This is a genomic window from Variovorax sp. AB1(2024), assembly GCF_037482385.2.
In the GTDB taxonomy this organism is placed as follows: Bacteria; Pseudomonadota; Gammaproteobacteria; order Burkholderiales; family Burkholderiaceae_C; genus Variovorax.
In genome coordinates this window covers 2,242,210-2,267,438 of sequence record NZ_JBBHKP020000001.1, presented here as the reverse complement: position 1 = coordinate 2,267,438, position 25,229 = coordinate 2,242,210, and the positions used below count along the sequence as shown (strand labels likewise).

Sequence of the window (25,229 nt, the reverse complement as noted above, 5' to 3'; positions counted from 1 at the left end):
TGATTCGAGCGCATGAATGTCACGCTTCGCCAGCTTCGCGTGTTCCGCTCTGTGGCCGAGGGACGCAATTTCAGCCGCGCCGGCGACCAGGTCGGCCTGAGCCAGCCGGCGGTCAGCCGCTCGATCCTGGAATTGGAGTCGCAGCTCGGGCTCAAGCTGCTCGACCGCACCACCCGCGAGGTGGTTCTGACCGAAGCCGGCCAGTCGCTCGCGGCCCGGCTCGACCGCGTGCTCGACGACCTCGACCAGACCCTGCAGGACGTGGCCGGCCTGGCCAGCGCGCGCGGCGGCAAGGTACGGGTGGCGAGCAGCCCCACGCTGTCGGCCAACCTGATGCCCGGCTGCATCGCCACCTGCGCGGTGCAGGCGCCGGGCATCCAGTTTCTTCTGCTCGACCGCATCCAGCAGGACGTGCTCGACAGCGTGCGCAGCGGCGAGGTCGATTTCGGCGTGGTCATCGAGCCCTCGGAGGCCGAGGACCTGCATTGCGAAGCGATCCTCGACGACCCATTCGTGCTCGTGGTGCCGCCCGCGCACCGGCTCGCGCAGAAGGCATCGGTGCGCTGGACCGCGCTGGACGGCGAATCCCTGGTGCTGCTCGACCATGCCTCGGGCAGCCGACGGCTGATCGACCAGGCGCTGGAGCGGCATGGCGCGCACTGCGAAGTGAAGCAGCAGCTCGGCCACCCGACCACCGTGTTCCGCATGGTCGAGGCGGGCATCGGCATCAGCGTGATGCCGGAGCTTTCATTGCCGCCGGAGGGTTTGCCGCAGCTCGTGGTGCGGCCGCTGGTGCCGCGCGTTCAGCGGGCGATCATGCTGATCCGGCGCCGCAACCGGGCGCTTTCGCCGCTCGCGGAGCGGGTGTGGGGCATCGTGCGCGAGACCGCCGCGCTCAGTGCGTCAGCGGAGCCCGGTTCGACGACGCAGAAGGATGGCTGAGCCGCGCCTGCCGCTGCCGCACGCAGAAATCGATCAGGTCTTCCACCTCGGTGGCCTTGTCGAACACCGCGTCGGCGCCCAGCAGGGCGCACTTACGGCGCATCTCGGGCGTCGCATAGTTGCTCAGCACCACCATCTTCTGCATCGGATGACGGTCGCGGCAGGCTTCGAGCACGCGGAAACCGGTGCCGTCCTTCAGGAACAGGTCGATGATGGCCAGGTCCCACTGGGTCGGGTTGCGCGTGAGCCAGCGCAGGCCCTCGGCTTCGGATTCGGCCTGGCCGATGGGGTCTACCCGCGCTACCTCGCGCAAGGTGCCCACCAGGTTCTCGCGAATGGTGGGGTTGTCTTCGACGATGTATGTGCGAACGGTGTTCATGCGGCTTTGCCTCTGAGCTTTGGCCCAAGGCTACAAAGTGCGCCAGTCACAAGTCGAAGGCATGACACCACTGCCCGGGTAGGACAAGACTGTCCTTTCCGACTTATCAGAGCGTGAGGATCGTGCAGCCCGTGGTCTTGCGCGCCTCGAGGTCGCGGTGCGCCTGCTGCACGTCGTCCAGCGCATAGCGCTGGTCGATCGGGATCTTCACCGCGCCGCTTCGCACCACCGCGAACAGGTCGTCGGCCATGGCCTGGGTGCTCTCGCGCGTGGACATGTGGGTGAAGAGCGTGGGCCGCGTGACGTACAGCGAGCCCTTGGAGGCCAGCGTGCCCAGGTTCACCGGCGGCACCGGACCCGAACCGTTGCCGAATACCGCCAGCAGGCCGAAGGGCCGCAGGCAGTCGATCGAGCCTTCGAAGGTGTCCTTGCCGACCGAGTCGTACACCACCTTCACGCCCTTGCCGCCAGTGATTTCCTTCACCCGCGCCGCGAAGTTCTCGGTGCTGTAGTTGATGGCGTGCGCCGCGCCGTGTTCGAGCGCCAGCTTGCACTTGGCGTCGCTGCCGGCAGTGCCGATGAGCTGCAGGCCGAGCACCTTGGCCCACTGGCAGGCGATGAGGCCCACGCCGCCCGCGGCAGCATGGAACAGGATGAAGTCGCCGGCCTGCAGGCCTTCGGCGGGCAGCGTCTTCTTCAGCAGGTACTGCGTGGTGAGGCCCTTGAGCATCATGGCCGCGCCGGTCTCGAAGGAAATGTCGTCGGGCAGCTTGCACACGCACTTGGCCGGCATCACGCGCAGTTCGCAGTATGAGCCGGGCGGCGGGCTGGCATAGGCGGCGCGGTCACCGGCCTTCAGGTGCGTCACGCCCTCGCCTACCGCCTCGACGATGCCGGAGGCTTCCATGCCCAGCTGCAGCGGCATGGCAAACGGATAGAGCCCGCTGCGCTGGTAGGTGTCGATGAAGTTCAGGCCCACCGCCTTGTGGCGGATGCGGATCTCGCCGGGGCCGGGTTCGCCGACCTCGACCTCGACGATCTTCAGTTCTTCGGGACCGCCGGGGCGATCGATACGGACGGCTTTGCTCTTCATGATGGCAGTCTCCACGCGCAGGAAAAAAGAAGAGGGGCATCCTGCCATGCTTGCCTTTCCCGCGACAGCACGGGGCATTGCCGACCGGTAGAGTCGGCGCCCATGCAGACACAGCCGCAGCGCCTCACACCCCTCGTCGTTTTCATGCTGGTCGTTCCGCCGCTTCTGTGGGCAGGCAACGCCGTCGTCGGGCGCCTCGTTCGCGAGCTGGTGTCGCCGCTCACGCTGAACTTCGTGCGCTGGATCATCGCGTTCGTCATCGTGCTGCCGCTGGCCGCGCCGGTGCTGCGCCGCGACAGCGCCCTGTGGCCGCACTGGCGGCGCTACGCGCTGCTGGGCCTGCTCGGCATCGGGCTCTACAACGCGTTCCAGTACCTCGCGCTGCAGACCTCCACGCCGATCAACGTCACGCTGGTGGGCTCGAGCGCGCCGCTGTGGATGCTGGCGACCGGCGCCCTCTTCTTCGGTGCACGCATCAGCGCGCGCGAGGTCGGCGGCGCACTGCTGTCGATGGCGGGCGTGCTGCTGGTGCTCAGCCGCGGCGAATGGCGGCAGTTGATGGCGCTGCGGCTGGTGCCGGGCGATCTCTACATGATCCTTGGCTCCATCGCGTGGGCCTTCTACAGCTGGATGCTGGCGCGCACGCACGAACCCAGGGGCGTGCGGCAGGACTGGTCCGCCTTCCTGATGGCGCAGCTGGTGTTCGGCATCGCGTGGTCGGGCGCGCTGGCGGCCGGCGAATGGACGCTGACCGACGCGCACATCGACATCGGCTGGCCGCTGGTGGCCGCCATGCTGTTCATCGGCATCGGCCCGGCGGTGCTCGCCTACCGCTGCTGGGGCACCGCGGTGCAGCGCGCGGGCCCGCAGGCCGCGAGCATCTTCATGAACCTCACGCCGCTGTTCGCGGCGGTGCTCTCCGCCGCGTTCCTGCGCGAACTGCCGCACTGGTACCACGGCGCGGCGTTCCTGCTGATCGTGGGCGGGATCGTGGTAGCGTCGCGGCGCTGAAGGCGCCGCCGCCGGTCAGTACGTGCCGGGGTAGGCGCCGCCGTCCGCCAGCACGTTCTGGCCGGTCATGTAGCCGGCCTGCATGCTGCACAGGAACGCGCAGATGGCGCCGAACTCGGCCGGGGTGCCGAAGCGCTTGGCAGGAATGTTCTTCTTGCGGGCTTCCCACACGGTGTCGAAGTCCTGGCCCGTCTTCTGCGCCGTGCCGGCCATGGTGCCCTTCAGCCGGTCGGTGTCGAACGAGCCGGGCAGCAGGTTGTTGATGGTCACGCCCTGCGCCGCGATGGGCGTGCGCGCCACGCCGGCCACGAAGCCGGTGAGGCCGCTGCGCGCGCCGTTCGACAGGCCCAGGATGTCGATCGGCGACTTCACCGAGCTCGACGTGATGTTCACGATGCGCCCGAAGCCGCGCTTGGCCATGCCGTCCACCGTGGCCTTGATGAGCTCGATGGGCGTGAGCATGTTGGCGTCGACCGCCTTGATCCACGCTTCGCGGTCCCAGTTGCGGAAGTCGCCGGGCGGCGGGCCGCCGGCGTTGGTGACGACGATGTCGAAGTCGTGGCCCAGCGCGAATACCGCCGCGCGTCCGGCTTCGGTGGTGATGTCGGCGGCCACGTGCTTCACGAACGGGCCCGATGCGCCCGCAGCCTCGGCCAGCTTCTTCGCCGCGGCTTCGAGCGCCTCGGCGCCGCGCGCGACGATCACCACGTTCACGCCCTCGCGCACCAGCGCCTCGGCGCAGCCGTAGCCCAGCCCCTTGCTCGCGCCGCACACCAGTGCGGTCTTGCCTGCAATACCCAGATCCATGTCGTGTTTCTCCAATGATTGCAGCAAGGGGCTTCAGCGCCCCTTGCGCGTGAAAACGAAAATGCCCGCGATGACGAGCACGGTGCCGGCCGCGATCCACGGCGTGAACGGCTCGCCGAGTATCAACACCCCCATGAGGATGGTCGACAGCGGCCCGATCATGCCGGTTTGCGCGGCCACCGCGGGGCCGATGCGCTCGATGGCCATCATCACCATGAGGACGGGCACCGCCGTGCACAGCGTGGCGTTGAGCACCGACAGCCAGATGACCTCGGGCGCGAGCCCGAAAGCCGCGCTCATGGGCCGCGTCAGCACGAACTGCAGGATGCACAGCACGCAGGCCACGGTGGTCGCCAGCCCCACGAGCCGCAGCGAGCCCAGCCGCTTGACGAACTCGCCGCTGTAGACGAGGTAGCCGGCATAGCTCACGGCGCTCAGGAACACCAGGAAGGCGCCCCAGGCCGCGGCACCGCCGCCCTTGCCGCCGCCACCGGTCCACAGCTCGTGGCCGAACACCAGCAGCACGCCGGCGTAGCTCACGACCATGCCGAGCACCTGCGGCCGCGTCGGGCGGCGCCGGTACAGCAGCCAGCCGAAGAACAGCACCAGCGTCGGGTTGAGATAAAGAATGAGCCGCTCGAAGCTAGCCGAGATGTAGGCCAGCCCCGCGAAGTCGAGGAAGCTCGCGAGGTAGTAGCCCGAGAAGCCGAGCCCCACCACGCCGAGCCAGTCGCGCGCGGTGAGCGACGGCTTGCCGCGCCCGGCCCACCATGCCATGACCGCGAACAGCGGCAGCGCGAACAGCATGCGCAGCATGATGAGCGTCACCGCGTCCACGCCGTAGCGGTACGCGAGCTTGACGATGATGGCCTTGCCGCTGAACGCGATGGCGCCCAGCGTGGCCAGGATCAGGCCGGTCGCGATGCCCTTCCTGGCGGCATCGTGGGAGGGTCGAGGGGGCATGCCGGCCGTCGCGGCTGTCTTGTTCATCCCCCGATCATCGCGGCAAGCTCAAACCCTCGCTCGTGCTCAGTAACCCGCGGCCACGCCGTCGCGGCGCGGATCGCTGGCGGCCACGTAGCCTTCGACCGAAGGCTCGCCCGCGCGCCAGATGAACTGGCCCGCGCCGAAGTCCTGGTAGGAGTCGTTGATCACTTCCAGGTGGTGGCCCAGGTCGCGCAGGCCCTGCACCGTGGCCGGGTTCATCGCCGCCTCGACGTTGATTTCCAGCCCCGCGTTGAAGCGCCAGCGCGGTGCGTCGCAGGCGGCCTGCGGGTTCTGCTTGTAGTCGAGCATGCGCACCAGCGTCTGCATGTGGCCCTGCGGCTGCATGTTGCCGCCCATCACGCCGAAGCTCATGACCGGCTGGCCGTCCTTGGTGAGGAAGGCCGGGATGATGGTGTGGAACGGGCGCTTGCCCGGCGCCACCACGTTGGGGCTCTCGGCCTTCAGGCTGAAGCCGTGGCCGCGGTTCTGCAGGCTGATGCCGAACTCGGGCTCCACGCAGCCCGAGCCGAAGCCCATGTAGTTGCTCTGGATGAAGCTCACCATCATGCCGCTCTCGTCGGCCGCCGTGAGGTAGATGGTGCCGCCCTTCACCGGGTTGCCGGCCTTGAAGTCCTGCGCCTTCTTCACGTCGATGAGGCGCGCGCGCGAGGCGAGGTAGGCGTCGTCGAGCATCTGCTCGGTCGTCACTTCCATGGTCTTGCGCTCCGACACGTAGCGGTACACGTCGGCGAAGGCCAGCTTCATGGCCTCGATCTGCAGATGCTGCGACTGCACCGAATCGACCGGCAGCGAGGCGATGTCGAACTTCTCCAGGATCCCCAGCGCGATCAGCGCCGCGATGCCCTGGCCGTTCGGCGGGATCTCGTGCAGCGTGTGGCCGCGGTAGTCGCGCGAGATGGGCTTGACCCACTCGGGCTGATAGGCCGCGAGGTCGGCCACGGTGAGCGCGCCACCCTGCTCGGCCGAGAACTTGGCGAGCGCCTCGGCGATCTCTCCGCTGTAGTAGGCCTCGCCCTTGGTGCGGGCGATGGCCTTGAGCGCGCGCGCGGCGGCGGTGAAGCGGAACAGCTCGCCCACTTCGGGCGCGCGGCCCCAGGGGAGGAAGGTCTGCGCAAAGCCCGGCTGCGACTGCAGCACCGGCGTGGCCGCGGCCCACTTGCCCTGCACCACCGGCGGCACCAGGTAGCCGCGTTCGGCGATGTCGATGGCCGGCGCCAGCAGGTCGGCGAAAGGTAGCTTGCCGAAGCGCTCGCTCATCGCGACCCAGCCGCGCACCGCGCCCGGCACCGTGACCGAGTCGATGCCGCGCATGGGCGGATTGGCCGCGTCGGCACCGTACTTGGCCTTGAAGTATTCGGGCGTCCAGGCCTTGGGCGCCGGGCCCGAGGCATTGAGGCCGTGCAGTTCCTTGCCGTCCCACAGGATGCAGAACGCATCGCTGCCCAGGCCGTTGCTCACCGGCTCGACCAGCGTCATCACCGCCGCGGTGGCAATGGCCGCATCGACCGCGTTGCCGCCCTGCTGCAGGATGCGCAGCCCGGCCTGCGAGGCCAGCGGGTGCGAGGTCGACACCACGTTGCGCGCGAAGATCGGGATGCGGGTCGAGAGGTAGGGGTTGTTGAAGTCGAAGTTCATTTCGATGTGCTCTGCGTTATTCGTTGGTGATCTTGCGGTCGACCACGATCTTTTTCCACTTCGCTGCGTCCACCGCCACCATCTTCGCGAACTGGTCGGGCGTGCCCGGCGTGGCGGGCTCGATGCCCAGGCGCGCGAGCTTTTCCTTCACTTCGGGGTCGGCCAGCGAGTCGTTCGCTGCCTTGTTGATCTTCGCGACGATGTCCGCCGGCAGGTTCTTCGGGCCATAGAAGCCGAACCAGGTGTTCGATTCGTAGCCGGGCAGCGTGTCGGCAATGGGCGGCAGCTCGGGCGCCAGCGGGCTGCGCTTGAGCGAGGTGACGCCCAGCGCGCGCAGGCGGCCGTCGCGCACATGCGGCATGCCGGTGGGCAGCGAGTCGAACAGCACGTCGACCTTGCCGCTGATCAGGTCGGGAATGGCCAGTGCCGTGCCCTTGTAGGGGATGTGCGTGACGAACACGCCGGCCTGTGCCTTGAACAGCTCCGCCGTGAGCTGCACGATGGTGCCGTTGCCGCTCGATGCGTAGTTGAGCTTGCCAGGGTTCTTCTTGGCGTAGTCGATCCACTCGCGCACCGTCTTCGCCGGCGAATTGACCGGCACCAGCATGATGCTGGCCGCGTCGCCCACGTGCGCGATGGGCGTGAAGTCGCGCACCGTGTCGTAGGGCAGCTTGCTGACGGCCGGCCCGATGGAGTGGGTGCTGGTGGTGGCCAGCAGGATGGTGTAGCCGTCGGGCGCGGCCTTCGCGGCCTGGTCGGAACCGATGGCGCCGCCGGCGCCGGGCTTGTTGTCGACCACCAGCGTGGTGCCGAGCTTCTCGCTCATCTTCTGTCCCAGCGTGCGGGCGAACAGGTCGGTGGCACCCGCCGCCGGGAACGGAACGATCAGGCGTATCGGCTTGTTCGGGTAGCCCTGGGCCAGGACGGCGGAAGACGCGGCCGTGCCGAGCGCGACGGCAAGCACCTGGAGGAAGCGGAGGCGTTTCATGTGCGGGGAATTCTGTGCCTGTGTAAAAAAAGAATGCTATGCAGCGGCAGCGCATCAAGCCAGATAATTCCGCTTATTCAACTATCAATGCTGTTTATGACCAAGGGTGCCGCCGAAGACATCTCGCTGCAGCAGCTGCGCGCGCTGACGGCGGTGGCCGAAACAGGCAGCTTCACGCTCGCGGCCGAGGCGCTGCAGCTCACCCAGCCTGCCATCAGCCACCTGATCAAGCGGCTGGAGGAGGAGCTGGCGCAGCCTCTGGTGGTGCGCGGGCGCCGCATCCGCATGACCAACGCGGGCCAGATGATGGTCGACACCGCCGTGCGCGCGTTGCGGCTGATCGACGAGTCGGTGGACGCCTGCCGCTCGCAGTCGCAACTGCGCGAGGGCCGCATCGTGCTGGCGGTGGGGCACCTCACGGCCGGCGCCCTGCTGCCGCCGCTGCTCGGCCGCTTCTCGCAGAAGCACCCGACGCTCGCGACCACGCTGCTCGACAGCACGGCCGAGCAGATGATCTCGCGCATCCTCTCGCAGGAGGCCGACCTGGGCTTCGGCTCGGACATCGGCCAGAAGCACTCCGAACTCGCGACCGAGCCGCTGTTCTCGGAGCGCATGGCGCTGTTCGTGCGCGACGACCATCCGCTGGCGCAGCACGCGGTGGTCGAGGCCCGGCACCTGGAGGGCCTGCCCTTCATCCACGTCAACCCCGACGCCAACGTGTGGCGCGCCGTGAGCCGCCAACTCGCGAGCGCGGCCAACGTGTACCCGCACGTGGTGCACCATGTGTCGATGCTGTCGACCGCGTTCGGCCTGATCCAGGCGGGCGCGGGCGTGGCGCTGGCGCCGCGCTATGTGGAAGTGCTGATGCCGCCCAACCTGCGCGCAGTGGCCGTCACGCGGCCCACACTCGAATACCCGGTGGTCGCCATACGGCTGGCCAAGCATCCGCTGAGCCCGGCGGCGATGGCTTTCCTGGCGATGGCGCGGCAGCACATGAAGCCGCCGCGTTCCATCAGGCCCTAGCTCTCTGTCGTTCAGGGCGCGATCACGCCGACGGGGTACCTTGCTCCGCGAATGTCCCCCGGCCTTCGGCCTCCTCCTTTATTTCGCTGCGCAAGGCATCCCATCGGCCTGATCGTTGAGCGCCGCTGTGGAAGCTGCATTTGTTGGCGATTGGCGAGACTTCGTGCCGCGCGATGCGGCTCTTTCGCCTGGTTCTTCTCTAGAGTGAATGCCCCTGTCACTCCACACCCCGCCTGGGGGCGCAACTCCACACAAGCCAATTGAATGTTCGAAGGCTGCTTGCCTCGCGGCAGGTCATCGGTGCGAAAGCAGCGATGCAGATGCGAGGTATCAAAGGCGACGGCCGGGGTGTTATCAGCACCCCGACCGTCTAACCAAGTTCGTGCACACCCCTAGAAGGAACCGCACAAAAATGGCTACCAAGACTATAGCCCGGCCTCGCACGCCGGTATCTCCCGAAGACACCGCCCAAGACCCCGCGGATCTTCTCGAAAACACCCTCTCCCAGCTCGAAGCCCTCCTGTGGGTCTGCCACGGAGAAGACATCGACTGGTGCAGCGGTGACGCACCCCGACAACTCGACAACCTGCTCTGGCTGGCCGCCGACCTCTCCCGCAAGGCAGGCCAACTCTTCCAGCTGACCGAAACGGCGAGGCGCGCAGCGCCAAAGCCAGGCCCGGCCTGAACGCCCAAGCAGCGCCCAGGTGCGCAGGGCGCCGGGTGCTCCCCGCAGCGAAATAAAGGAGGAGCCGAAGGCGGGGGACATTCGCGGAGGGGAGCACCCGGCGCCCTGTGCACCCGCCCTGAACAGCAGCCCCACCATCGACAACAGCACAAACAAAAACGGCGCCCGAAGGCGCCGTCTTGAAGCGTGCAAAAAACTGGAAGATCAGTCTTCGACGAAAGCTTCTTCGCGCTTCGACTTCACAGCCGGCAGCAGCACGATGATCAGCAGCAATGCAGCTGCAGCCAGCAGGCTCGCCGAGATCGGACGCGTGACGAACACGCTCCAGTCGCCGCGCGACAGCAGCAGCGAACGGCGCAGGTTCTCTTCCATCATCGGGCCCAGGATGAAGCCCAGCAGCAGCGGCGCGGGTTCGCATCCGAGCTTGAAGAAGGTGTAGCCCACCAGACCGAAGATGCCGACCATCCACACGTCGAAGGTGTTGTTGTTGGTCGAGTACACGCCAATCGCGCAGAACAGCACGATCGCCGGGAACAGGTATTTGTACGGCACCGAGAGCAGCTTGATCCACATGCCGATCAGCGGCAGGTTCAGGATGATCAGCATCGCGTTGCCGATCCACATCGAGGCGATCAGGCCCCAGAACAGTTCGGGGTTGCTGGTCATCACCTGCGGGCCGGGCTGGATGTTGTGGATGGTCATGGCACCCACCATCAGCGCCATCACCGCGTTGGGCGGAATGCCCAGCGTCAGCAGCGGGATGAAGGAGGTCTGCGCGCCGGCGTTGTTGGCCGATTCGGGAGCCGCCACGCCGCGGATGTTGCCCTTGCCGAAGGGCACTTCGCCCGGCTTCAGCTTGGTCTTCTTCTCGATCGTGTACGCCGCGAAAGCCGCCAGCAGCGCGCCGCCGCCGGGCAGGATGCCCAGTGCCGAACCCAGCGCAGTGCCGCGCAGCACGGCGGGAATCATGCGCTTGAAGTCTTCCTTGGTCGGGAACAGGCCCGAGACCTTGGCGGTGAACACTTCGCGCTCGTCGTCGGGACGCGAGAGGTTGGCGATGATTTCACCGTAGCCGAACACGCCCATGGCGATGGCCACGAAGCCGATGCCGTCGGTCAGCTCCGGAATGTCGAAGCTGTAGCGCGCCACGCCGGAGTTCACGTCGGTACCGACCAGGCCGAGCAGCAGGCCCAGCACGATCATCGCGATGGCCTTGAGCAGCGAGCCCGAAGCCAGCACCACGGCACCGATCAGGCCCAGGATCATCAGCGAGAAGTATTCGGCAGGGCCGAACTTGAAGGCCAGTTCGGTCAGCGGCGGCGCGAAGGCGGCCAGGATCAGCGTGCCCACGCAGCCCGCGAAGAACGAGCCCAGGCCCGCGGCGGCGAGTGCCGGACCCGCGCGGCCCTTGCGTGCCATCTGGTAGCCGTCGATCACGGTCACCACCGACGAGGATTCGCCCGGCAGGTTCACAAGAATCGCGGTGGTGGAGCCGCCGTATTGCGCGCCGTAGTAGATGCCGGCCAGCATGATCAGCGCCGACACAGGAGGCAGCGCGTAGGTGGCGGGCAGCAGCATCGCGATGGTCGCGACCGGGCCGATGCCGGGGAGCACGCCGATCAGCGTACCCAGAATACAGCCGACCAGGCAGTACAGCAGGTTGGTGAAGGTAAAGGCAACGCCAAAACCCATCGAGAGGTGTTCAACCAATTCCATGATGTGAGCAGCTTTCTTCTCAGCCGGTGATGAAGGTCGGCCAGACCTGGATCTGGAGCTTCAGCGCCCAGATGAATGCAACGTAGCTGCCCACGGCCAGGACGGTCGCGAGGATCAGCACTTTCTTGAGGTCGAACTCGTTGCCTGCGAGGCTCGAGATGATCACCAGCGCGTAGATCGCGATGATCATGCCCATGGCCGGCACGCCGATGCTCGGCAGGCCGCCGAGCAGAATGCCGAACGCGAGGTTGGCGCCCAGGATGAACACCACCTGCTTCCAGGCCCACTTGCCGATCTTTTCGCCGTCGTTGGTTTCAACGGTGAGGCCGCTGAACATGATCCCCAGGCCGATGAGAGCCATCAGGATGCCGAGCATCAACGGGAAGTAACCCGGACCCATGCGGGCGCCGCTGCCCACGCTGTAGGTGGTGGCGCCCCATGCGAACGCCACGCCCACGACCGTGAACATCAGACCCGAGAAAAAGTCTTTCTGACTTTTGATTTTCACAACCGAACTCCTCGAATATTTTCGATGGAGGCGATTGTGGAGTCAGCTCCCGGTCAGCCCGATGTGGGTTCCACTAACCGAAGGCCTAGGGATAACCCGAAAGGCCACACGGGCCTTTGCGTCGCTATTCGAGCGGCGGCGTGGCGCTGAGCACTTCCTCGATGGTGGTCACGCCCTCGGCCACGCGCAGCGCACCGGCCAGGCGCAGCGGGCGCATGCCGTCGATCACGGCCTGGCGACGAAGGCCCGCCAGGTTGGGCTCTTTGGTGACCTGCGTCTTGAACGGCTCGCTGATGCTCAGCAGTTCGTAGAGACCCATGCGGCCCATGTAGCCGGTCATGCGGCAGTCGACGCAGCCCACCGGCTTGTACGCGCGCACCGAGCCCGTGATCTGCCACGGCTTGACGATGGTCTCCAGGCTCTCGCGCGTGACGGTGTCGTCGGGCTGCTTGCAGTGCGGGCACAGCGTGCGCACCAGGCGTTGCGCGAGCACGCCCAGCATCACCGCGTTGATGAGGTAGGAAGGCACGCCCAGCTCCATGAGCCGCGTGATGGCGCTTGGCGCGTCGTTGGTGTGCAGCGTGCTGAACACCAGGTGGCCGGTGAGCGCGGCCTGCACCGCCATCTCGGCGGTGGCAAGGTCGCGGATTTCGCCGACCATGATGATGTCCGGGTCCTGCCGCATCAGCGCGCGCAGGCCCTCGGTGAAGCCGAAGTCGAGCTGCGGCTGCACCTGCGTCTGGTTGAACGACGGCTCGATCATTTCGATCGGGTCTTCCACCGTGCTCACGTTGACCTCTTCGGTGGCCACGCGCTTGAGCGTGGAGTACAGCGTGGTGGTCTTGCCCGAGCCCGTGGGCCCGGTCACCAGGATGATGCCGTTGGGCCGCGTGACCAGTTGTTCCCAGCGCTGCGCGTCGTGCTGCGAGAAGCCCAGCGCGTCGAGGTCTTTCACCGCGGTGTCGGGGTCGAAGATGCGCATGACCATCTTCTCGCCGAAAGCGGTGGGCAGGGTCGACAGGCGCATTTCGACTTCTTCGCCGCGCATGTTGCGGGTCTTGATGCGGCCGTCGAGCGGGCGGCGTTTCTCGACGACGTCCATGCGGCCGAGCAGCTTGATGCGCGCGACCATCGCGTTCATCACGCCCATCGGCATCTGGTAGGCCGGATGCAGGATGCCGTCGATGCGAAAGCGGATCACGCCCTGCTCGCGGCGCGGCTCCAGGTGGATGTCGCTCGCGCGCTGGTCGAAGGCGTATTGCCAGAGCCAGTCGACCACCTGCACCACGCTCTGGTCGTTGGCGTCGAGCTGCTTGTTGCTCTTGCCCAGCTCCACCAGCTGCTCGAAGCTCGCGCCGCCGGTGTTGCCGCCGGCCTTCTGCGCGGCGCGCACCGACTTCGCGAGCGAGAAGAACTCGGCCGTGTAGCGCTGGATGTCGGCCGGGTTGGCGACCACGCGGCGCACCGTGCGGCGCGACTGGCGCTCGACCTCGGCGATCCAGTCGGTGAGGAAGGGCTCGGCCGTGGCCACCACCACCTCGTTGGGCAACACCTGCACAGGCAGCACCTTGTGGCGCTCCGCATAGGCCGCGCTCATGGTGTCGGCCACCTTGCCCACGTCGACCTTGAGCGGATCGATGCGCAAGTAAGTAAGGCCGGCACGGCCCGCGAGCCATTGCGTGAGCATCTCGAGGTCGAGCGGCTTGCTGTCGCTCTCGCGGGTCATCGCCACGTTGGCCAGGCGCACCAGCGGTGCCTGGCGGCTCTCGGCCTGGGCGCAGCGCGCGATGGTGCGCTTGGCTTCGACCGGGGAGATCACGCCGTCGGAGGCGAGCCATTCGATCAGGCGCCGCAGATCGAGCGGGCCTTCGTGGCGCGAGGCCGGCGAGGCGGAAACGGAAGCAGCGGGTACAGCGCTCATGAGCCGGTGGTTCGGGTGAGTGTCGGGTTCTGGGGTTTGAACACCCGCAGCCACTTGGGTGCGGGCAAGCCCCATCGAGTCTGGATCGTTTGGGCGCGCTCGGCAAGCGCCTCGCGCTTGGGGCGGCTCGGCGTGCGCTGCGCGAGCACCACCGTGTTGCCTTCGCGCGTCGGCTTGAAGGCCCAGACCGCGTCCGCGCCGAAGGCACTCGCAATCTTCTCGAGGCTGCGCTCGTAGCTCGACAAGCGTCCGAAAAGGTTGACGGTCATGCAACCGTCATCGGTGAGCAGCGCGCGGCAGTCGGCGTAGAAGTCTTCGCTGTCGAGCACGGGCGCCGCGGCCTCGTGGTCGTAGAGGTCGACCTGCAGCGCATCGACCGTGCCGTGCCATTCGGGCTTGCGGATCTCGGCCGCCGCGTCGGCGATCACCACGCGCAGCTTCGGGTCGTCGGCCGGCAGCTTGAACCAGCCGCGGCAGGCCGACACCACCTGCGGATTGAGCTCGATCGCGGTGGTGCGCATGCGCAGGATCTTGCGGCTGAACTTGGTGAGCGTGGCGGCACCCAGGCCGAGTTGCATCGCGTGGCGGCTGGCCACGGTCTTGCCGTCGGCGAACAGCAGCCAGGCCATCATGCGCTGCACGTACTCGAGTTCGATCTCGAAGGGCGCGTCGATCTTCATCGAGCCCTGGACCCATTCGGTGCCGAGGTGCAGATAACGGATGTCGCCCCAGTCGGAAAAATTGACTTCGGGAAGAGAGACGGGGGTTTTGCTCGATGCCATCAGACGACTAGATTGTGGGCAGCCAGAACCTCGCGCCAGGCGCCGAGCTTGCGCTCGAAACTCCATGACGCATTGGCGGGGCTGGTGGAAGGCAGCTGGTAGACCGGCACGCCCAGCGTCCGGGTGTGGCGCGCGTGCTTGAAGCTCTCGCCGCCGTTGTGGGCGATGGCCGCGAGCTTCGGCAGATGCAGCCCGGCGATGTCGTTCACCACGGGCGCGCGGATGGCGGAGTCGAGACTGCCTTCGCGCTCGCAGGACGCATACACGTCCCACACGCCCAGGCCGCGATCGAGCAGCCACCGGCAGCGCGGCCCGTAGCTGTCGGCGCCCGAGGGAAGGGGAATGTCGGGCCACACGGCTTGCAGGATCTTCCAGAACTGGTTTTGAGGGTGTGCATAGTACTGCTGCCGCTCGAGCGACTTGACCCCGGGGAAGCTGCCGAGGATGAGTACGACGGTCTTTGGCGAGACGATGGGCTGCAGGCCGGTGAGCACGGCGCTGGCGGCGGCATCGGTTGCGACGGGAAGCTTCATGGACGGTATCGTGCCACCGCCTTCCGCCAGCGAGCAAAAATGAAAAAACCCGCCGGAGCGGGTTTTTTTGCGAATGCCGGAACAGGTCCGGGCTTGCTTACTTCTTGGCGGCTTCGTTCTCGGCCGTGCCGGGGATCTTCTCGCCGATGGCCTTGCCGGTGGAGCGCATGCCGTCGGCCGTCTTGTGGCCGGCGTTCTCGACGACTTCGCCCGTCTTGGCGGCGGCGTTCTTGGTGGCGTTGGTGGCCTTCTTGGTGGTGCGCTTGGTGGCGTTCCATGCCTTCTTGGTGCCATTTTCGGTGGCGTTCACGGCCTTCTTGGTCGTGCGCTTGGTGGCGTCGTAGGCCTTTTCCGCTCCGCGCTCGGTGGCGTTCACAGCGTCCTTGCCGGCTTCCTTCACCTTCTCGGTGGTGCTCGGCTGGGCGGTGGCCGGCGTGGCGGTGGCGGGTGCCGTGGTCTGAGCCACAGCCGACACGCCGATGGAGGCGAGCGCCAGCGCGAGAACAACGGGCATCGTGCGAATGAAAGACGTGGTCATGAAAAGGCTCCTTGTTGGATGAAGTTTTTAGCAGTGACTGACTTGCCACTGGTCTAGCAACGAGCTAGCGAACCCAAAGGATGACAGCAAATTTGCAACCTCTGCATACACGGATGCAGGTCGGGACATTGGCCTACGCGATGTGGGGCGCGCGTTCCGACATGGCCATGAGAATCTGTAGCCGCGGAAGCACGTCGAGCGCATTGCGCGTGGTGGCCGCGGCCAGTTCCTCGATGCCGATGCCCCTCAACCCGGCCACCACTTCCGCGATGCGCGGCAGCTCGCCGGGCTCGTTGCGGCCCTGCGGCTGGCCGGCGTCGCGCTGGGCCTGCGTGCGGTAGAGCCAATGAGGCTGTATGTCGGGCGCATCGGTCTCCATCACGATCGACTCCATCGGCAGGCTTGCCGCCAGCCGACGCAACTGGAGGGCGCGCTCGAATGTCACGGCCCCGCCGAAGCCCAGCTTCAGCCCGAGGGCGATGCACGCCTCGGCCTGCTGCTCGCTGCCGTTGAACGCATGGGCGATGCCCAGCCACGGCTTGCCGCCCGCCGTCTGCCGCAGGTGCTTGAGCACCTTGTCGACCGAACGCCGCACATGGATGAGGATGGGTAACCCGTGCTTGCGTGCCAGTTGCAACTGAGTGTGAAAAAACCGCTCCTGCCTGTCGCCGTCCAGGCCCTCGACGAAATAGTCCAGCCCGATCTCGCCGACCGCCACCAGCCGGGGGTCGTCGCGCCGCGCGGTCAGTTCGGCGTCCAGCGCCTCCAGGTCGGCGTCGGCGGCCTGGCCGGTGCACAGCGGATGGATGCCCAGCGCATAGGCGTCGCCCTGCAGGTGGGCCAGCTCCCGCACGGCCTGGAAATTGAAGGCGGCCACCGCGGGGATGACGCACATGGCCACGCCGCGTTCGGCCGCGCGGGCGCGGATGGCGGGCATCTCGGCACCGAATTCGTGCGCGTCCAGGTGGCAGTGGGTATCGATGAAGGTAGCCATCGCGCGATGATGCCCGAAGGGATGCGCAGGCTCGGAAAGCGTGCTACTGTGAACTCCTTCACGCGATATTTTTTGCCGGAGGTGCTCCGATGCGCAGGCCTGCTTTCTACAGCCGATCGCCCCGCACGCTGCCACCGGCCGCAGACGATGCGGCCGATCGGGCGGATGCATCGGCATCGTCCGAAGCGGACGGCGCCGTACCGCCGCCTGTCGCCTCCAAGCCCCCCAGGACGGGCTGGCAGCCAGGGCGCCGCAGTTTCGCGCTGCTCATCGTGCTGTGCGCCGCCCTTGTCACCGGCACCGCGCTGTGGGCGCCCCGGCCCGGCGGCAAGGCGCTCACCCAGAAAGACATCGACGCGGCCGTGTTGCGAACGCTGCAGACCAACACCCTGCCCTCGCCCGCCGCCAAGGCGGCCGACATCATCCGGCCGTCGGTGGTGCGGGTGGTGAGCTACGGCGAGGAGAAGAACACGCCGGAAGCCAAGGTCCAGAAGCGCGGGCGCAACATGGCCAAGGGCAAGCCGCCGGAAGCACCCAACGACGGCGGCCCGTCGGGCGAGGTCGAGCGCGGCGTGGGCACCGGCGTGGTGATCGTCGACAAGGGCGTCATCCTCACCAACCTGCACGTGGTCGCGGGCGCCGACAAGATCAAGGTCACCTTCTTCGACGGCCTGGAAGCCGTGGCCACCATCACCGGCGTGCAGCCCGAGAACGACCTCGCGGTGCTGCAGGCGCAGAAGGTGCCCGACGACCTGATTCCCGCCACCATGCGCTCCACCGCCGACCTGCGCTCCGGCGACCAGGTGGCCGCGGTGGGCTTTCCGTTCGGCATCGGGCCTTCGGTGTCGGCCGGCGTGGTGTCGGGGCTCAAGCGCTCTTTCCGCTCGCCCGAGGGCAAGCAGGAGCTGGGCAACCTGATCCAGTTCGACGCCGCCGCCAACCCTGGCAATTCGGGCGGCCCGCTCATCAACATGGACGGCGAGGTGCTCGGCATCGTCACCGCCATCCTGAACCCGACGCAGCAGCGCACCTTCATCGGCATCGGCTTCGCGGTGCCCATCGAGACCGCCGCCTCGGCCGCCGGTTCGCCGCCGTTCTGATCGATCTTCTACCCAGACCCAGCCTCTACTTCTTCGAAAGCCCTTCGCATGAGCACAGAGACAGCCGCCCCCACGCCCGCCGGCACCGCCGAACTGATGGAGCAGATCCTCTACGAGGTGAAGCGCGTGGTCGTCGGGCAGGACCGCTTCCTGGAGCGCGTCATGGTCGCCATGCTCGCGGGCGGGCACCTGCTGGTGGAAGGCGTGCCGGGCCTCGCGAAGACGCTCACCATCAAGACGCTGGCCGACACCGTGCGCGGCCAGTTCAAGCGCATCCAGTTCACGCCCGACCTGGTGCCGGCCGACCTGGTGGGCACGCGCATCTACAACCAGAAGACCGGCGAATTCAGCACCTCGCTGGGCCCGGTGTTCGCCAACCTGCTGCTGGCCGACGAAATCAACCGCGCGCCGGCCAAGGTGCAGAGCGCGCTGCTTGAAGTGATGCAGGAGCGGCAGGTGACCATCGCCGGCGAAACCCACAAGGTGCCGCGACCGTTCCTGGTGATGGCCACGCAGAACCCCATCGAGACCGAAGGCACCTACGCGCTGCCCGAGGCGCAGGTCGATCGCTTCATGATGAAGGTCATGGTCGACTACCCGAGCGACGAGGAAGAGTTCGTCATCGTCCAGCGCGTGATCGGCGCGCCCGTGGCGGCCACGCCCGTCGCCACCACCGAGCAGCTGGCCGAGCTGCAGGCCGAGGCGCGGCGCGTGTATGTCGACCCTTCGCTCATCCAGTACGCGGTGAAGCTGGTGTCGGCCACGCGCACGCCCGAGAAGCACGGCCTGAAGGACCTGCGCCGCTTCATCACCTTCGGCGCCAGCCCGCGCGCCAGCATCAGCCTGACCGAAGGCGCGCGCGCCCTGGCGCTGCTGCGCGGCCGCAGCTACGCGCTGCCCGAGGACATGACCGCGCTGGTGCCCGACGTGCTGCGCCACCGCGTGACGCTGTCCTACGAAGGCCTGTCCGAAGGCCTGACGCCCGATGGGCTGGTCGACAAGATCATGCGCGCGGTCCCCGCCCCACCCAAGCCGCTCGAACATGAAAAGCTGGTGGCGTAAGGCCCCCGCGGCCGCGAACGACGAACGGCTCGCCGCTGAAGCCGGCGGCGCTGAACGCGCGCTGCGCCGGCTCGAGTGGACGGTGATCCGCCGCCTCGACGGCCTGCTGCAGGGCGACTACCGCACGCTGATGCGCGGGGCCGGGCTCGACCTGGCCGACCTGCGCGAGTACCAGCACCACGACGACGTTCGCCACATCGACTGGAACGTCACCGCGCGGCTGCAGACGCCGCATGTGCGCGTGTTCACCGAAGACCGCGAGATGACCGCGTGGTTCGTGCTCGACCTGAGCCGTTCGGTCGACTTCGGCTCGGGCCTGAAGGCCAAGCGCGAGATCTCGGCCGGCTTCGTCGGCGTGCTCGCGCGGCTGCTCACCCGACACGGCAACCGGGTCGGCGCGCTGGTCTACGGCAGCGACCTCGAAGCGGTGATTCCGCCGCGCAGCGGGCGCCGCCATGTGCTGCACCTGCTGCATGCGATGGACAAGCGCGCCGACAAGGCGGAGCACACGCCCCGGCAGAAGGGCATGACGCGGCTGGACACCCTGCTCAAGTCGGCCGCCACGCTGATGCCGCGCCGCTCCACCGTGTTCGTGGTGTCCGACTTCCTGAGCGAGCCCGGCTGGGAACGCCCGCTGGGCCAGCTGGCGCAGCGCCATGAAGTGGTTGCCGTGCGCCTGTTCGACCCGCTCGAACTCGAGCTGCCGGACCTGGGGCTGGTGCCGCTGCGCGACGCCGAGACGGGCGAGCAGCTCTGGGTCGACACCCACGACGCGGGCTTTCGCAAGCGCTTCGCCCGCATCGCGGCCGAGCGCGAAGCCGCCTTGCGCGGCGCTCTGGCCAAGGCCGGCGTCGACGCGCTCGAACTCTCGACCAGCGACGACCTGGTGGAAGCCATCGTCCGTTTCGCCGATATGCGCAAGCGCCGCACGCGCATCGGCCTCGCAGGCATGAAGGCGGTGGCAGCATGACTTTTCTCTGGCCTCAATTCCTCTGGCTGCTGGCGGCGCTGCCGCTGCTGGTGCTGCTCTACGTCTGGCTGATACGCCGCAAGAAGAAGCTGGCGGTGCGCTATGCCAGCCTGTCGATCGTGCGCGAGGCCATGGGCGCGGGCCAGACGATGCGCCGCCATATTCCGCCCGCGCTGTTCCTGCTGGCCATGGCCGCGATGCTGATCGCCGCGGCCCGGCCGATGGCGGTGGTGGTGCTGCCGTCGAACCAGCAGACCATCATCCTCGCGATGGACGTGTCGGGCAGCATGCGCGCGGCCGACGTGCTGCCCAACCGGCTGGTGGCGGCGCAGGAGGCGGCCAAGAGCTTCATCAAGGACCTGCCGCGCAGCGTGAAGGTGGGCGTGGTGGCCTTCGCCGGCAGCGCGCAGGTGGCACAGTTGCCGACCACCAACCATGAAGACCTGGTGACCGCCATCGACAGCTTCCAGCTGCAGCGCGCCACGGCCACCGGAAATGCCATCGTGGTGTCGCTGGCCACGCTGTTCCCCGACGCCGGCCTGGACGTGGAGCAGTTCAGCGCGCCGAGCCGCCAGCGCGGCGCGGCCATCGACTCGTCGGAGAAGAAGCTCAAGGACTTCACGCCCGTGGCGCCCGGCTCGTTCACCTCGGCCGCGATCATCATGCTGACCGATGGCCAGCGCACCACCGGCGTCGATCCGCTCGACGCAGCCAAGGCCGCGGCCGACCGCGGCGTGCGCATCTACACCGTGGGCGTGGGCACCGTCGACGGCGAGACCATCGGCTTCGAGGGCTGGTCGATGCGCGTGCGCCTCGACGAGGACACGCTCAAGGCCATCGCGCAGAAGACCAATGCCGAGTACTTCTACGCCGGCACGGCGAGCGACCTGAAGAAGGTCTACGAAACGCTGAGCACCAAGCTCACCGTGGAGAAGAAGGAAACCGAGATCTCGGCGCTGTTCGCGCTCGGCGCGGCGGTGCTGACGCTGCTGTCGGCGGGGCTGTCGCTGCTCTGGTTCAACCGCATCCTCTAGCGTCCGGAGTCATCCGGCGGTAATCGGACACGACCGCCGCGACCGCAGCGGTTTCGCACTCGCGCCCGGCTAGCGAGCCTGGCGAAGGTGGCCAGACTGGCCTTCAATGATCGATTTTCGTGCTGCTCAGCAAGAAAATAAATCACTTTCGATCATTGAAGTCCCTCCTTAAAGTTGCGCCCGGTTCAACTCTGACTGGCGAAACTTTCATGTCCACCGCGACCACCCGCATCCCGTTCCATCTGGCGTTTCCTGTCCGCGACATTGCCGAAGCTCGAGCGTTCTACGGCGAACTGCTCGGTTGCCCCGAGGGCCGCAGCGCGCCGGAATGGGTCGACTTCGACTTCTACGGCCATCAGATCGTGGCCCACCTGGCCCCGGACGAATGCGGTCATCGGCAGAGCAGCGCCGTGGACGGCCACGACGTGCCGGTACGTCACTTCGGCGCGATCCTGCCGATGGATCAATGGCAGCGCATGGCCGACAAGCTGGTGGCGCGTCAGACACAGTTCGTGATCGAACCTTACGTGCGCTTCAAGGGAGAGCCCGGCGAACAGGCCACGATGTTCTTTCTCGACCCCTCGGGCAACGCGATCGAGATGAAGTCCTTTGCCGACCTGAGCTCGCTGTTCGCACGCTGAAAGCCCGCCATGCCCACGAGCAACACGAAATCGGTGGCATTGGCTGCCATGCTGGTCGCCTGCGCTTCTGCTTCGGCCCAGTCCGACACCTTGGGCAAGATCAAGGAGTCGAGCTCCATCACCATGGGCGTGCGCGATGCTTCGGGCGCCATGTCTTTCACGCTGGGCCCCGGAAAGTACACAGGCTTTCATGTGGAGATCTGCGAGCGAGTCATCGCCGACATCAGGAAGGCGCTGCACCTCGACAAGATCGACGTGAAGTACCAGCTCGTGACACCGCAGAACCGAATCCCCCTCGTACAGAACGGCACGGTGGATATCGAATGCGGGACGACCACCAACAATGCAGCGCGGCAGAAGGACGTCGCGTTCGCGCCCACGTTGTATGTCGAGGGCATCCGAATCGCCGTCAAGACGAACTCGGGCATCGCATCACCTGCGCAGCTGGCCGGCAAGACGGTCGCGGCCACCACCGGCAGCACGTCCGTGCAAGCGCTGCGAAGGCTCGGGCGCGACGGCGTGGCGGGCGTATCCGAAGTGCTGTCCAAGGACAACAGCGAAGGCTTCCTGCTTCTTGAAGGTGGCCGCGCCGAGGGCTTCATCGCAGACGGCCAGATTCTGGCCACGTTGATTTCCAGGAGCAAGGAACCGGAAAAGTACAGGCTCCTGGATCAGGTCTTCAGTGTCGAGCCCATTGCAATCATGTTCCGCAAGGGCGACCCGGCATTCAAGAAGATGGTCGACGACAGCATCCTGGCACTCGCCAGGAGTGGCGAAGTCTCACGCATCTACGACAAGTGGTTCATGCAGCCCATCCCTCCCAATGGCGCCAGGGTGGGGCTGCCGGCCAACGCCATGACCAAGGCCGCCTGGGCCGCTCCGTCGGACAAGCCGCTGGAGGCTTACGAGGCACGCTGATGCGCCCCATTGCCCCCAGACGACGCGTTGCCGCCTCGCGCACTGCATCCATCTTGCGCCACGCGGGACGGCCATCCGCCCGGGTGCCTGGTCCAGGTGCACGGCTACGGCTTGCGCAGGCGGCCCGACTTTCCCGCGCGGCCGCGCGTGGGCAGCAGCGGGTTGCCCGGCTGCGCATCGGCGGCCTCCCGCAGGTGCTCTGCAAAATGCGCCACGATCGGTGGACTGACCCGCGGCTTGCGTTGCAGCAGGCCGATCTCGCGGTAGAAGGTGAACTCCCCGAGCGAAACGACACGGACTCCGGAAGGCAGGGGAAGGTGCGCTTCGACCAGCGGAACCAGCGCGACCCCCAGGCCCTTGGAAGCAAGGTGGATCAATCCGGGAATCTCATCGATCTCGATCGCGTCGTTGACCGAGACCGCCTCGCGGCGGAGAAATCCCTCGACCATGCGGCCGCCGAAAGAAGCCCGGTCATACCGAAGGAACGGCTGCTGCTGAATCAGCGCGCGCCAGTCCTTCGTCACGGGCAAGGCCTTGGGTACCACCAGCACATAAGGCTCGTGAATCAGCGCCTGCCACGTCAGATCGGAAGGCAGGCCGAAAGGTGGGCGGATGATGACCGCCGCATCGATCTTTCCCGCATCGAGGTCATCCATCAAGCGCATCGAAACGCCCGGCGACACATGCACGCGCACCAGTGGAAAGGCCTTGCGGAGCTTTTCGAGCGCGCGTGCCAGCAACGTGGGCTGGGCCGAAGCGATCGAGCCTATGCGCAGCAATCCTCTGGTGGCATTGTCCTCGGGCAGCTCCCCGAGTTTTGCGAACAGCGCGCAGATCTCTTCGGCGCGCGGCAGGGTCGTCTGCCCCGCAACGTTCAAGGTGGCGGAGCGCCCGGTTCGATCGAACAGTTCGAAACCCAAGGCCTCTTCCAGCCGCTTGATCTGGCTGCTCACCGCGGATTGGGTAAGACCGATGCGGTCCCCCGCTGCCGCGAAGGTGCCGTGCTTGCACACCGCGATGAAGGTCTTGAGTTCGCCAATCACCGCACGAGCATCTCAAATATCGATGAAGAGGTCAATGATTCATCGAATGAATCGTTCAATACAACGCAACGAATGACGGAGCCCAACGCTCTCCAACCTCAACCAGGAAAACCATGAGCAATCCCATCTACGTCCAGGAATACAAGGCCATCGCCGAAGTGCTGCAGAAGTACAACGAAGGCGGCAAGCAGGCCAGCAGCAGCATCATGAAACCGGCCTTCAGCGAGCAGGCGACCATCTTTGGCGTCGGGGCCGATGGCCAGTTGACTGGCGGCCCGATCCAGGGGTTGTTCGACACCATCGACAGCGCCTTCCGCCCGTCGCCCGAAGCACAGGGCGTGATCGTCGGCATCGACATCGTGGGCACCGCCGCCAGCGCCCGGATCGACACCAACGACATTTCGGGCTTCTGCTTCACCGACTTCTTCAATCTGCTGAAGGTCGACGGCAAGTGGACCGTGGTCAGCAAGATCTACCACACGCACGTCGCGCCCTGAGTACTGCCAGCGATCGCGACGGCGTGTTCGTGCAGCGGCGCCGAACCGTGGAAGGCCACGGATGCTTCAGCGCGTGTTCTTCGTGATCTGCGGCGTCTTCACCGCCCCGATGCCGCCCAGGAACAGATCGGCCACGATCGGCGCGATGGCCGCGTGGTCGAGCCGGCCGTCGGGCTTCATCCAGGTGAACATCCAGTTGATCATGCCGAACAGCAGCATGGTCAGCGGCTTGGCGAGGTCGTCGCTCGGCGCGCCGGGGCGCAGTGCCGAGACGGCGCGCGCAAAGCCCGCGACCACCTCGCGCTCTTTGTCGAGCACGCGCTCGCGGTCGGCCTCTTCGAGAAAGCGCACGTCGTCGGTCAGCACGCGGTGCGCGTCCTGCGCGCCGGCATATTCCTCGACGATGCGGTAGATGAAGCGGCGCAGGCGCTCTTCGTCGGTCTGCGTCGAGGCCTCTTCCTCGGCCACCAGGGCGGCGAGCTTGGACACGTGCGTCTCGGCGATGCTGATCAGCAGGCTGCTCTTGTCCTTGTAGTAGTGGTAGAGCGTGGCCTTCGAGAGGCCGCAGGCCTCTGCCACCTGGTTCATCGAGGTGGCGGGGTAGCCGCTGCGCGCGAACAGTTGCGCGGCCTGCGCGAGGATCAGTTCACGCTGGTCGTCGTAGGTGGCGGATCTTCCACGCGGCATCGGGTCGGTTTCCTGGGTTGGGCTGTTGGAACAACGCGCGATCTTGCACGAAGCGCGATCGCGTTCAGCCGCGCTTGGTCGCGATGAGCGAGCGCACGTCGGTGGCCGGCAGGCGCGGCCTGCCCTGCTCCACCCGGGCGAGCGGCGCTACCTCGTGCAGGCTGGCGAGGCTGCGTACCGTGAGCGCCTGGTAGGTGTGCGTGCCTTCCAGCTTCCAGGCGATCTCGTCCTCGGTCAGCTCGCGCTTCACCTTGGCCGGGATGCCCGCCACCAGCGAGCGCGCCGGCACCTTCATGCCGGCCGGCACGAAGGCGCAGGCCGCGACGATGGCCTTCTCGCCGATCTCGGCCTCGTCCATGACCACCGCGTTCATGCCCACCAGCGCGTCGCGCCGCACGATGCAGCTGTGCAGGATCGCGCCGTGGCCGATGTGGCCGTTGGCCTCGATCACCGTGTCGTTGTCGGGAAAGCCGTGCACGCAGCAATGGTCCTGCACGTTCGAGCCCTCCTCCAGCACGATGCGGCCGAAGTCGCCGCGCAGGCTGGCGCAGGGGCCCACATAGCAGTTGGGGCCGACGATCACGTCGCCGATGAGCACGGCCGTGGGGTGCACGTAGGCGCTCGGATCGACGACCGGGATCACGCCGTCGATGGAATAGCTGGGCATTCGGTCTCCTTTGTCTTCGGGTCTCAGGGTTTGCCCTGAAGCGACCC

27 protein-coding genes are annotated in these 25,229 nt (G+C 66.9%); 11 read left to right on the top strand and 16 right to left on the bottom strand.

The genetic code is table 11. From position 1 onward, the window contains the following. The first annotated feature begins 12 nt into the window (after positions 1–12). Positions 13–942 carry a LysR family transcriptional regulator gene (locus WIX39_RS10580; RefSeq protein ID WP_106935477.1) on the top strand — a complete coding sequence of 310 codons (930 nt, stop codon included), beginning with the start codon at positions 13–15 and terminating at the stop codon, positions 940–942. Here WIX39_RS10580 and WIX39_RS10575 read toward each other — a convergent pair. Further along, positions 896–1,321, bottom strand: coding sequence for a response regulator (locus WIX39_RS10575; protein ID WP_081265720.1), 426 nt, complete (start codon positions 1,319–1,321; stop codon positions 896–898). The genes WIX39_RS10580 and WIX39_RS10575 overlap by 47 nt on opposite strands. Before the next feature lie 106 nt (positions 1,322–1,427). After that, positions 1,428–2,414, bottom strand: coding sequence for a quinone oxidoreductase family protein (locus tag WIX39_RS10570; RefSeq protein WP_106935478.1), 987 nt, complete (start codon positions 2,412–2,414; stop codon positions 1,428–1,430). Between the two features lie 102 nt (positions 2,415–2,516). Between WIX39_RS10570 and WIX39_RS10565 the strand changes: the two genes are divergently transcribed. After that, positions 2,517–3,425, top strand: coding sequence for a DMT family transporter (locus WIX39_RS10565; RefSeq protein WP_106935479.1), 909 nt, complete (start codon positions 2,517–2,519; stop codon positions 3,423–3,425). Positions 3,426–3,440: 15 nt separating this feature from the next. On the opposite strand, the gene WIX39_RS10560 is transcribed toward WIX39_RS10565, so the two are convergent. Genes WIX39_RS10560 through WIX39_RS10545 form a run of 4 tightly spaced genes read right to left on the bottom strand, consistent with a single transcriptional unit; the run spans position 3,441 to position 7,863 of the window. Then, a complete protein-coding gene (locus WIX39_RS10560; RefSeq protein WP_081265718.1) occupies positions 3,441–4,232 on the bottom strand; it encodes an SDR family oxidoreductase in 792 nt (263 codons plus the stop codon). A 33-nt stretch (positions 4,233–4,265) separates the two neighbouring features. Further along, a complete protein-coding gene (locus WIX39_RS10555) occupies positions 4,266–5,222 on the bottom strand; it encodes a DMT family transporter (RefSeq protein WP_409195019.1) in 957 nt (318 codons plus the stop codon). Between the two features lie 39 nt (positions 5,223–5,261). Continuing rightward, complete coding sequence (locus tag WIX39_RS10550; protein ID WP_106935481.1) at positions 5,262–6,875, bottom strand: gamma-glutamyltransferase family protein; 1,614 nt, start codon at positions 6,873–6,875, stop codon at positions 5,262–5,264. Between the two features lie 16 nt (positions 6,876–6,891). After that, positions 6,892–7,863 carry a Bug family tripartite tricarboxylate transporter substrate binding protein gene (locus WIX39_RS10545; protein WP_409195018.1) on the bottom strand — a complete coding sequence of 324 codons (972 nt, stop codon included), beginning with the start codon at positions 7,861–7,863 and terminating at the stop codon, positions 6,892–6,894. A 96-nt stretch (positions 7,864–7,959) separates the two neighbouring features. Between WIX39_RS10545 and WIX39_RS10540 the strand changes: the two genes are divergently transcribed. Next, entirely contained in the window at positions 7,960–8,886 is a 927-nt protein-coding gene (locus WIX39_RS10540; RefSeq protein ID WP_081265714.1) for a LysR family transcriptional regulator, read from the top strand. A gap of 412 nt (positions 8,887–9,298) precedes the next feature. Next, positions 9,299–9,571: a hypothetical protein gene (locus tag WIX39_RS10535; protein WP_409195017.1), complete on the top strand. Its 273-nt coding sequence runs from the start codon at positions 9,299–9,301 to the stop codon at positions 9,569–9,571. Between the two features lie 204 nt (positions 9,572–9,775). On the opposite strand, the gene WIX39_RS10530 is transcribed toward WIX39_RS10535, so the two are convergent. The 7 genes from WIX39_RS10530 to WIX39_RS10500 all read right to left on the bottom strand — a co-directional run bounded on the left by WIX39_RS10530 (position 9,776) and on the right by WIX39_RS10500 (position 16,563). Next, positions 9,776–11,287 (bottom strand): tripartite tricarboxylate transporter permease, encoded by a 1,512-nt coding sequence (locus WIX39_RS10530; protein ID WP_081265712.1) that lies wholly within the window; start codon positions 11,285–11,287, stop codon positions 9,776–9,778. A 19-nt stretch (positions 11,288–11,306) separates the two neighbouring features. Beyond that, positions 11,307–11,795 carry a tripartite tricarboxylate transporter TctB family protein gene (locus WIX39_RS10525; protein WP_081265711.1) on the bottom strand — a complete coding sequence of 163 codons (489 nt, stop codon included), beginning with the start codon at positions 11,793–11,795 and terminating at the stop codon, positions 11,307–11,309. A gap of 124 nt (positions 11,796–11,919) precedes the next feature. Next, a complete protein-coding gene (locus WIX39_RS10520; protein ID WP_081265710.1) occupies positions 11,920–13,716 on the bottom strand; it encodes a GspE/PulE family protein in 1,797 nt (598 codons plus the stop codon). Then, positions 13,713–14,498 (bottom strand): spermidine synthase, encoded by a 786-nt coding sequence (locus WIX39_RS10515; RefSeq protein WP_409195016.1) that lies wholly within the window; start codon positions 14,496–14,498, stop codon positions 13,713–13,715. Before WIX39_RS10515 ends, WIX39_RS10520 begins: the two co-directional genes overlap by 4 nt. Beyond that, entirely contained in the window at positions 14,498–15,031 is a 534-nt protein-coding gene (locus WIX39_RS10510) for a DNA-deoxyinosine glycosylase (RefSeq protein WP_409195015.1), read from the bottom strand. Before WIX39_RS10510 ends, WIX39_RS10515 begins: the two co-directional genes overlap by 1 nt. A gap of 97 nt (positions 15,032–15,128) precedes the next feature. After that, positions 15,129–15,569, bottom strand: a complete 441-nt coding sequence (locus WIX39_RS10505) for a hypothetical protein (RefSeq protein ID WP_081265707.1) — start codon at positions 15,567–15,569, stop codon at positions 15,129–15,131. Between the two features lie 133 nt (positions 15,570–15,702). Next, on the bottom strand, positions 15,703–16,563 hold the full coding sequence (locus tag WIX39_RS10500; protein WP_409195014.1) for a TatD family hydrolase: 861 nt from the start codon (positions 16,561–16,563) through the stop codon (positions 15,703–15,705). Between the two features lie 89 nt (positions 16,564–16,652). On the opposite strand from WIX39_RS10500, the gene WIX39_RS10495 reads away from it, so the two are divergent. The 6 genes from WIX39_RS10495 (at position 16,653) to WIX39_RS10470 (ending at position 22,288) form a co-directional block, all read left to right on the top strand. Further along, on the top strand, positions 16,653–17,663 hold the full coding sequence (locus WIX39_RS10495) for a S1C family serine protease (protein WP_409195013.1): 1,011 nt from the start codon (positions 16,653–16,655) through the stop codon (positions 17,661–17,663). A 48-nt stretch (positions 17,664–17,711) separates the two neighbouring features. Beyond that, positions 17,712–18,725: an AAA family ATPase gene (locus WIX39_RS10490; RefSeq protein WP_081265704.1), complete on the top strand. Its 1,014-nt coding sequence runs from the start codon at positions 17,712–17,714 to the stop codon at positions 18,723–18,725. After that, positions 18,706–19,695: a DUF58 domain-containing protein gene (locus tag WIX39_RS10485; protein WP_081265703.1), complete on the top strand. Its 990-nt coding sequence runs from the start codon at positions 18,706–18,708 to the stop codon at positions 19,693–19,695. Before WIX39_RS10490 ends, WIX39_RS10485 begins: the two co-directional genes overlap by 20 nt. After that, entirely contained in the window at positions 19,692–20,729 is a 1,038-nt protein-coding gene (locus WIX39_RS10480; protein WP_081265702.1) for a VWA domain-containing protein, read from the top strand. Before WIX39_RS10485 ends, WIX39_RS10480 begins: the two co-directional genes overlap by 4 nt. Positions 20,730–20,992: 263 nt before the next feature. After that, a complete protein-coding gene (locus WIX39_RS10475) occupies positions 20,993–21,370 on the top strand; it encodes a VOC family protein (protein ID WP_409196338.1) in 378 nt (125 codons plus the stop codon). 9 nt (positions 21,371–21,379) lie between these two features. Continuing rightward, on the top strand, positions 21,380–22,288 hold the full coding sequence (locus WIX39_RS10470; protein WP_106935486.1) for an amino acid ABC transporter substrate-binding protein: 909 nt from the start codon (positions 21,380–21,382) through the stop codon (positions 22,286–22,288). A gap of 104 nt (positions 22,289–22,392) precedes the next feature. Here the strand turns inward: WIX39_RS10470 and WIX39_RS10465 are convergent, their stop codons facing one another. Then, positions 22,393–23,331, bottom strand: a complete 939-nt coding sequence (locus WIX39_RS10465; protein WP_081265699.1) for a LysR family transcriptional regulator — start codon at positions 23,329–23,331, stop codon at positions 22,393–22,395. 113 nt (positions 23,332–23,444) lie between these two features. On the opposite strand from WIX39_RS10465, the gene WIX39_RS10460 reads away from it, so the two are divergent. Then, complete coding sequence (locus tag WIX39_RS10460) at positions 23,445–23,828, top strand: nuclear transport factor 2 family protein (protein ID WP_081265698.1); 384 nt, start codon at positions 23,445–23,447, stop codon at positions 23,826–23,828. A 66-nt stretch (positions 23,829–23,894) separates the two neighbouring features. Here WIX39_RS10460 and WIX39_RS10455 read toward each other — a convergent pair whose 3' ends face one another. Both WIX39_RS10455 and WIX39_RS10450 read right to left on the bottom strand, forming a co-directional pair. Then, positions 23,895–24,515, bottom strand: a complete 621-nt coding sequence (locus WIX39_RS10455; protein ID WP_106935487.1) for a TetR/AcrR family transcriptional regulator — start codon at positions 24,513–24,515, stop codon at positions 23,895–23,897. Between the two features lie 64 nt (positions 24,516–24,579). Then, a complete protein-coding gene (locus WIX39_RS10450; RefSeq protein WP_106935488.1) occupies positions 24,580–25,182 on the bottom strand; it encodes a phenylacetic acid degradation protein PaaY in 603 nt (200 codons plus the stop codon). Positions 25,183–25,229: the final 47 nt, after the last annotated feature.

Coding starts and splice junctions, on each gene's coding strand:
- WIX39_RS10505 (WP_081265707.1), bottom strand. CDS start 15,569: ATGACCACGTCTTTCATTCGCACGATGCCCGTTGTTCTCGCGCTGGCG.
- WIX39_RS10485 (WP_081265703.1), top strand. CDS start 18,706: ATGAAAAGCTGGTGGCGTAAGGCCCCCGCGGCCGCGAACGACGAACGG.
- WIX39_RS10580 (WP_106935477.1), top strand. CDS start 13: ATGAATGTCACGCTTCGCCAGCTTCGCGTGTTCCGCTCTGTGGCCGAG.
- WIX39_RS10550 (WP_106935481.1), bottom strand. CDS start 6,875: ATGAACTTCGACTTCAACAACCCCTACCTCTCGACCCGCATCCCGATC.
- WIX39_RS10455 (WP_106935487.1), bottom strand. CDS start 24,515: ATGCCGCGTGGAAGATCCGCCACCTACGACGACCAGCGTGAACTGATC.
- WIX39_RS10520 (WP_081265710.1), bottom strand. CDS start 13,716: ATGAGCGCTGTACCCGCTGCTTCCGTTTCCGCCTCGCCGGCCTCGCGC.
- WIX39_RS10535 (WP_409195017.1), top strand. CDS start 9,299: ATGGCTACCAAGACTATAGCCCGGCCTCGCACGCCGGTATCTCCCGAA.
- WIX39_RS10555 (WP_409195019.1), bottom strand. CDS start 5,222: ATGAACAAGACAGCCGCGACGGCCGGCATGCCCCCTCGACCCTCCCAC.
- WIX39_RS10480 (WP_081265702.1), top strand. CDS start 19,692: ATGACTTTTCTCTGGCCTCAATTCCTCTGGCTGCTGGCGGCGCTGCCG.
- WIX39_RS10515 (WP_409195016.1), bottom strand. CDS start 14,498: ATGGCATCGAGCAAAACCCCCGTCTCTCTTCCCGAAGTCAATTTTTCC.
- WIX39_RS10450 (WP_106935488.1), bottom strand. CDS start 25,182: ATGCCCAGCTATTCCATCGACGGCGTGATCCCGGTCGTCGATCCGAGC.
- WIX39_RS10470 (WP_106935486.1), top strand. CDS start 21,380: ATGCCCACGAGCAACACGAAATCGGTGGCATTGGCTGCCATGCTGGTC.
- WIX39_RS10495 (WP_409195013.1), top strand. CDS start 16,653: ATGCGCAGGCCTGCTTTCTACAGCCGATCGCCCCGCACGCTGCCACCG.
- WIX39_RS10560 (WP_081265718.1), bottom strand. CDS start 4,232: ATGGATCTGGGTATTGCAGGCAAGACCGCACTGGTGTGCGGCGCGAGC.
- WIX39_RS10490 (WP_081265704.1), top strand. CDS start 17,712: ATGAGCACAGAGACAGCCGCCCCCACGCCCGCCGGCACCGCCGAACTG.
- WIX39_RS10575 (WP_081265720.1), bottom strand. CDS start 1,321: ATGAACACCGTTCGCACATACATCGTCGAAGACAACCCCACCATTCGC.
- WIX39_RS10545 (WP_409195018.1), bottom strand. CDS start 7,863: ATGAAACGCCTCCGCTTCCTCCAGGTGCTTGCCGTCGCGCTCGGCACG.
- WIX39_RS10570 (WP_106935478.1), bottom strand. CDS start 2,414: ATGAAGAGCAAAGCCGTCCGTATCGATCGCCCCGGCGGTCCCGAAGAA.
- WIX39_RS10565 (WP_106935479.1), top strand. CDS start 2,517: ATGCAGACACAGCCGCAGCGCCTCACACCCCTCGTCGTTTTCATGCTG.
- WIX39_RS10540 (WP_081265714.1), top strand. CDS start 7,960: ATGACCAAGGGTGCCGCCGAAGACATCTCGCTGCAGCAGCTGCGCGCG.
- WIX39_RS10510 (WP_409195015.1), bottom strand. CDS start 15,031: ATGAAGCTTCCCGTCGCAACCGATGCCGCCGCCAGCGCCGTGCTCACC.
- WIX39_RS10460 (WP_081265698.1), top strand. CDS start 23,445: ATGAGCAATCCCATCTACGTCCAGGAATACAAGGCCATCGCCGAAGTG.
- WIX39_RS10530 (WP_081265712.1), bottom strand. CDS start 11,287: ATGGAATTGGTTGAACACCTCTCGATGGGTTTTGGCGTTGCCTTTACC.
- WIX39_RS10500 (WP_409195014.1), bottom strand. CDS start 16,563: ATGGCTACCTTCATCGATACCCACTGCCACCTGGACGCGCACGAATTC.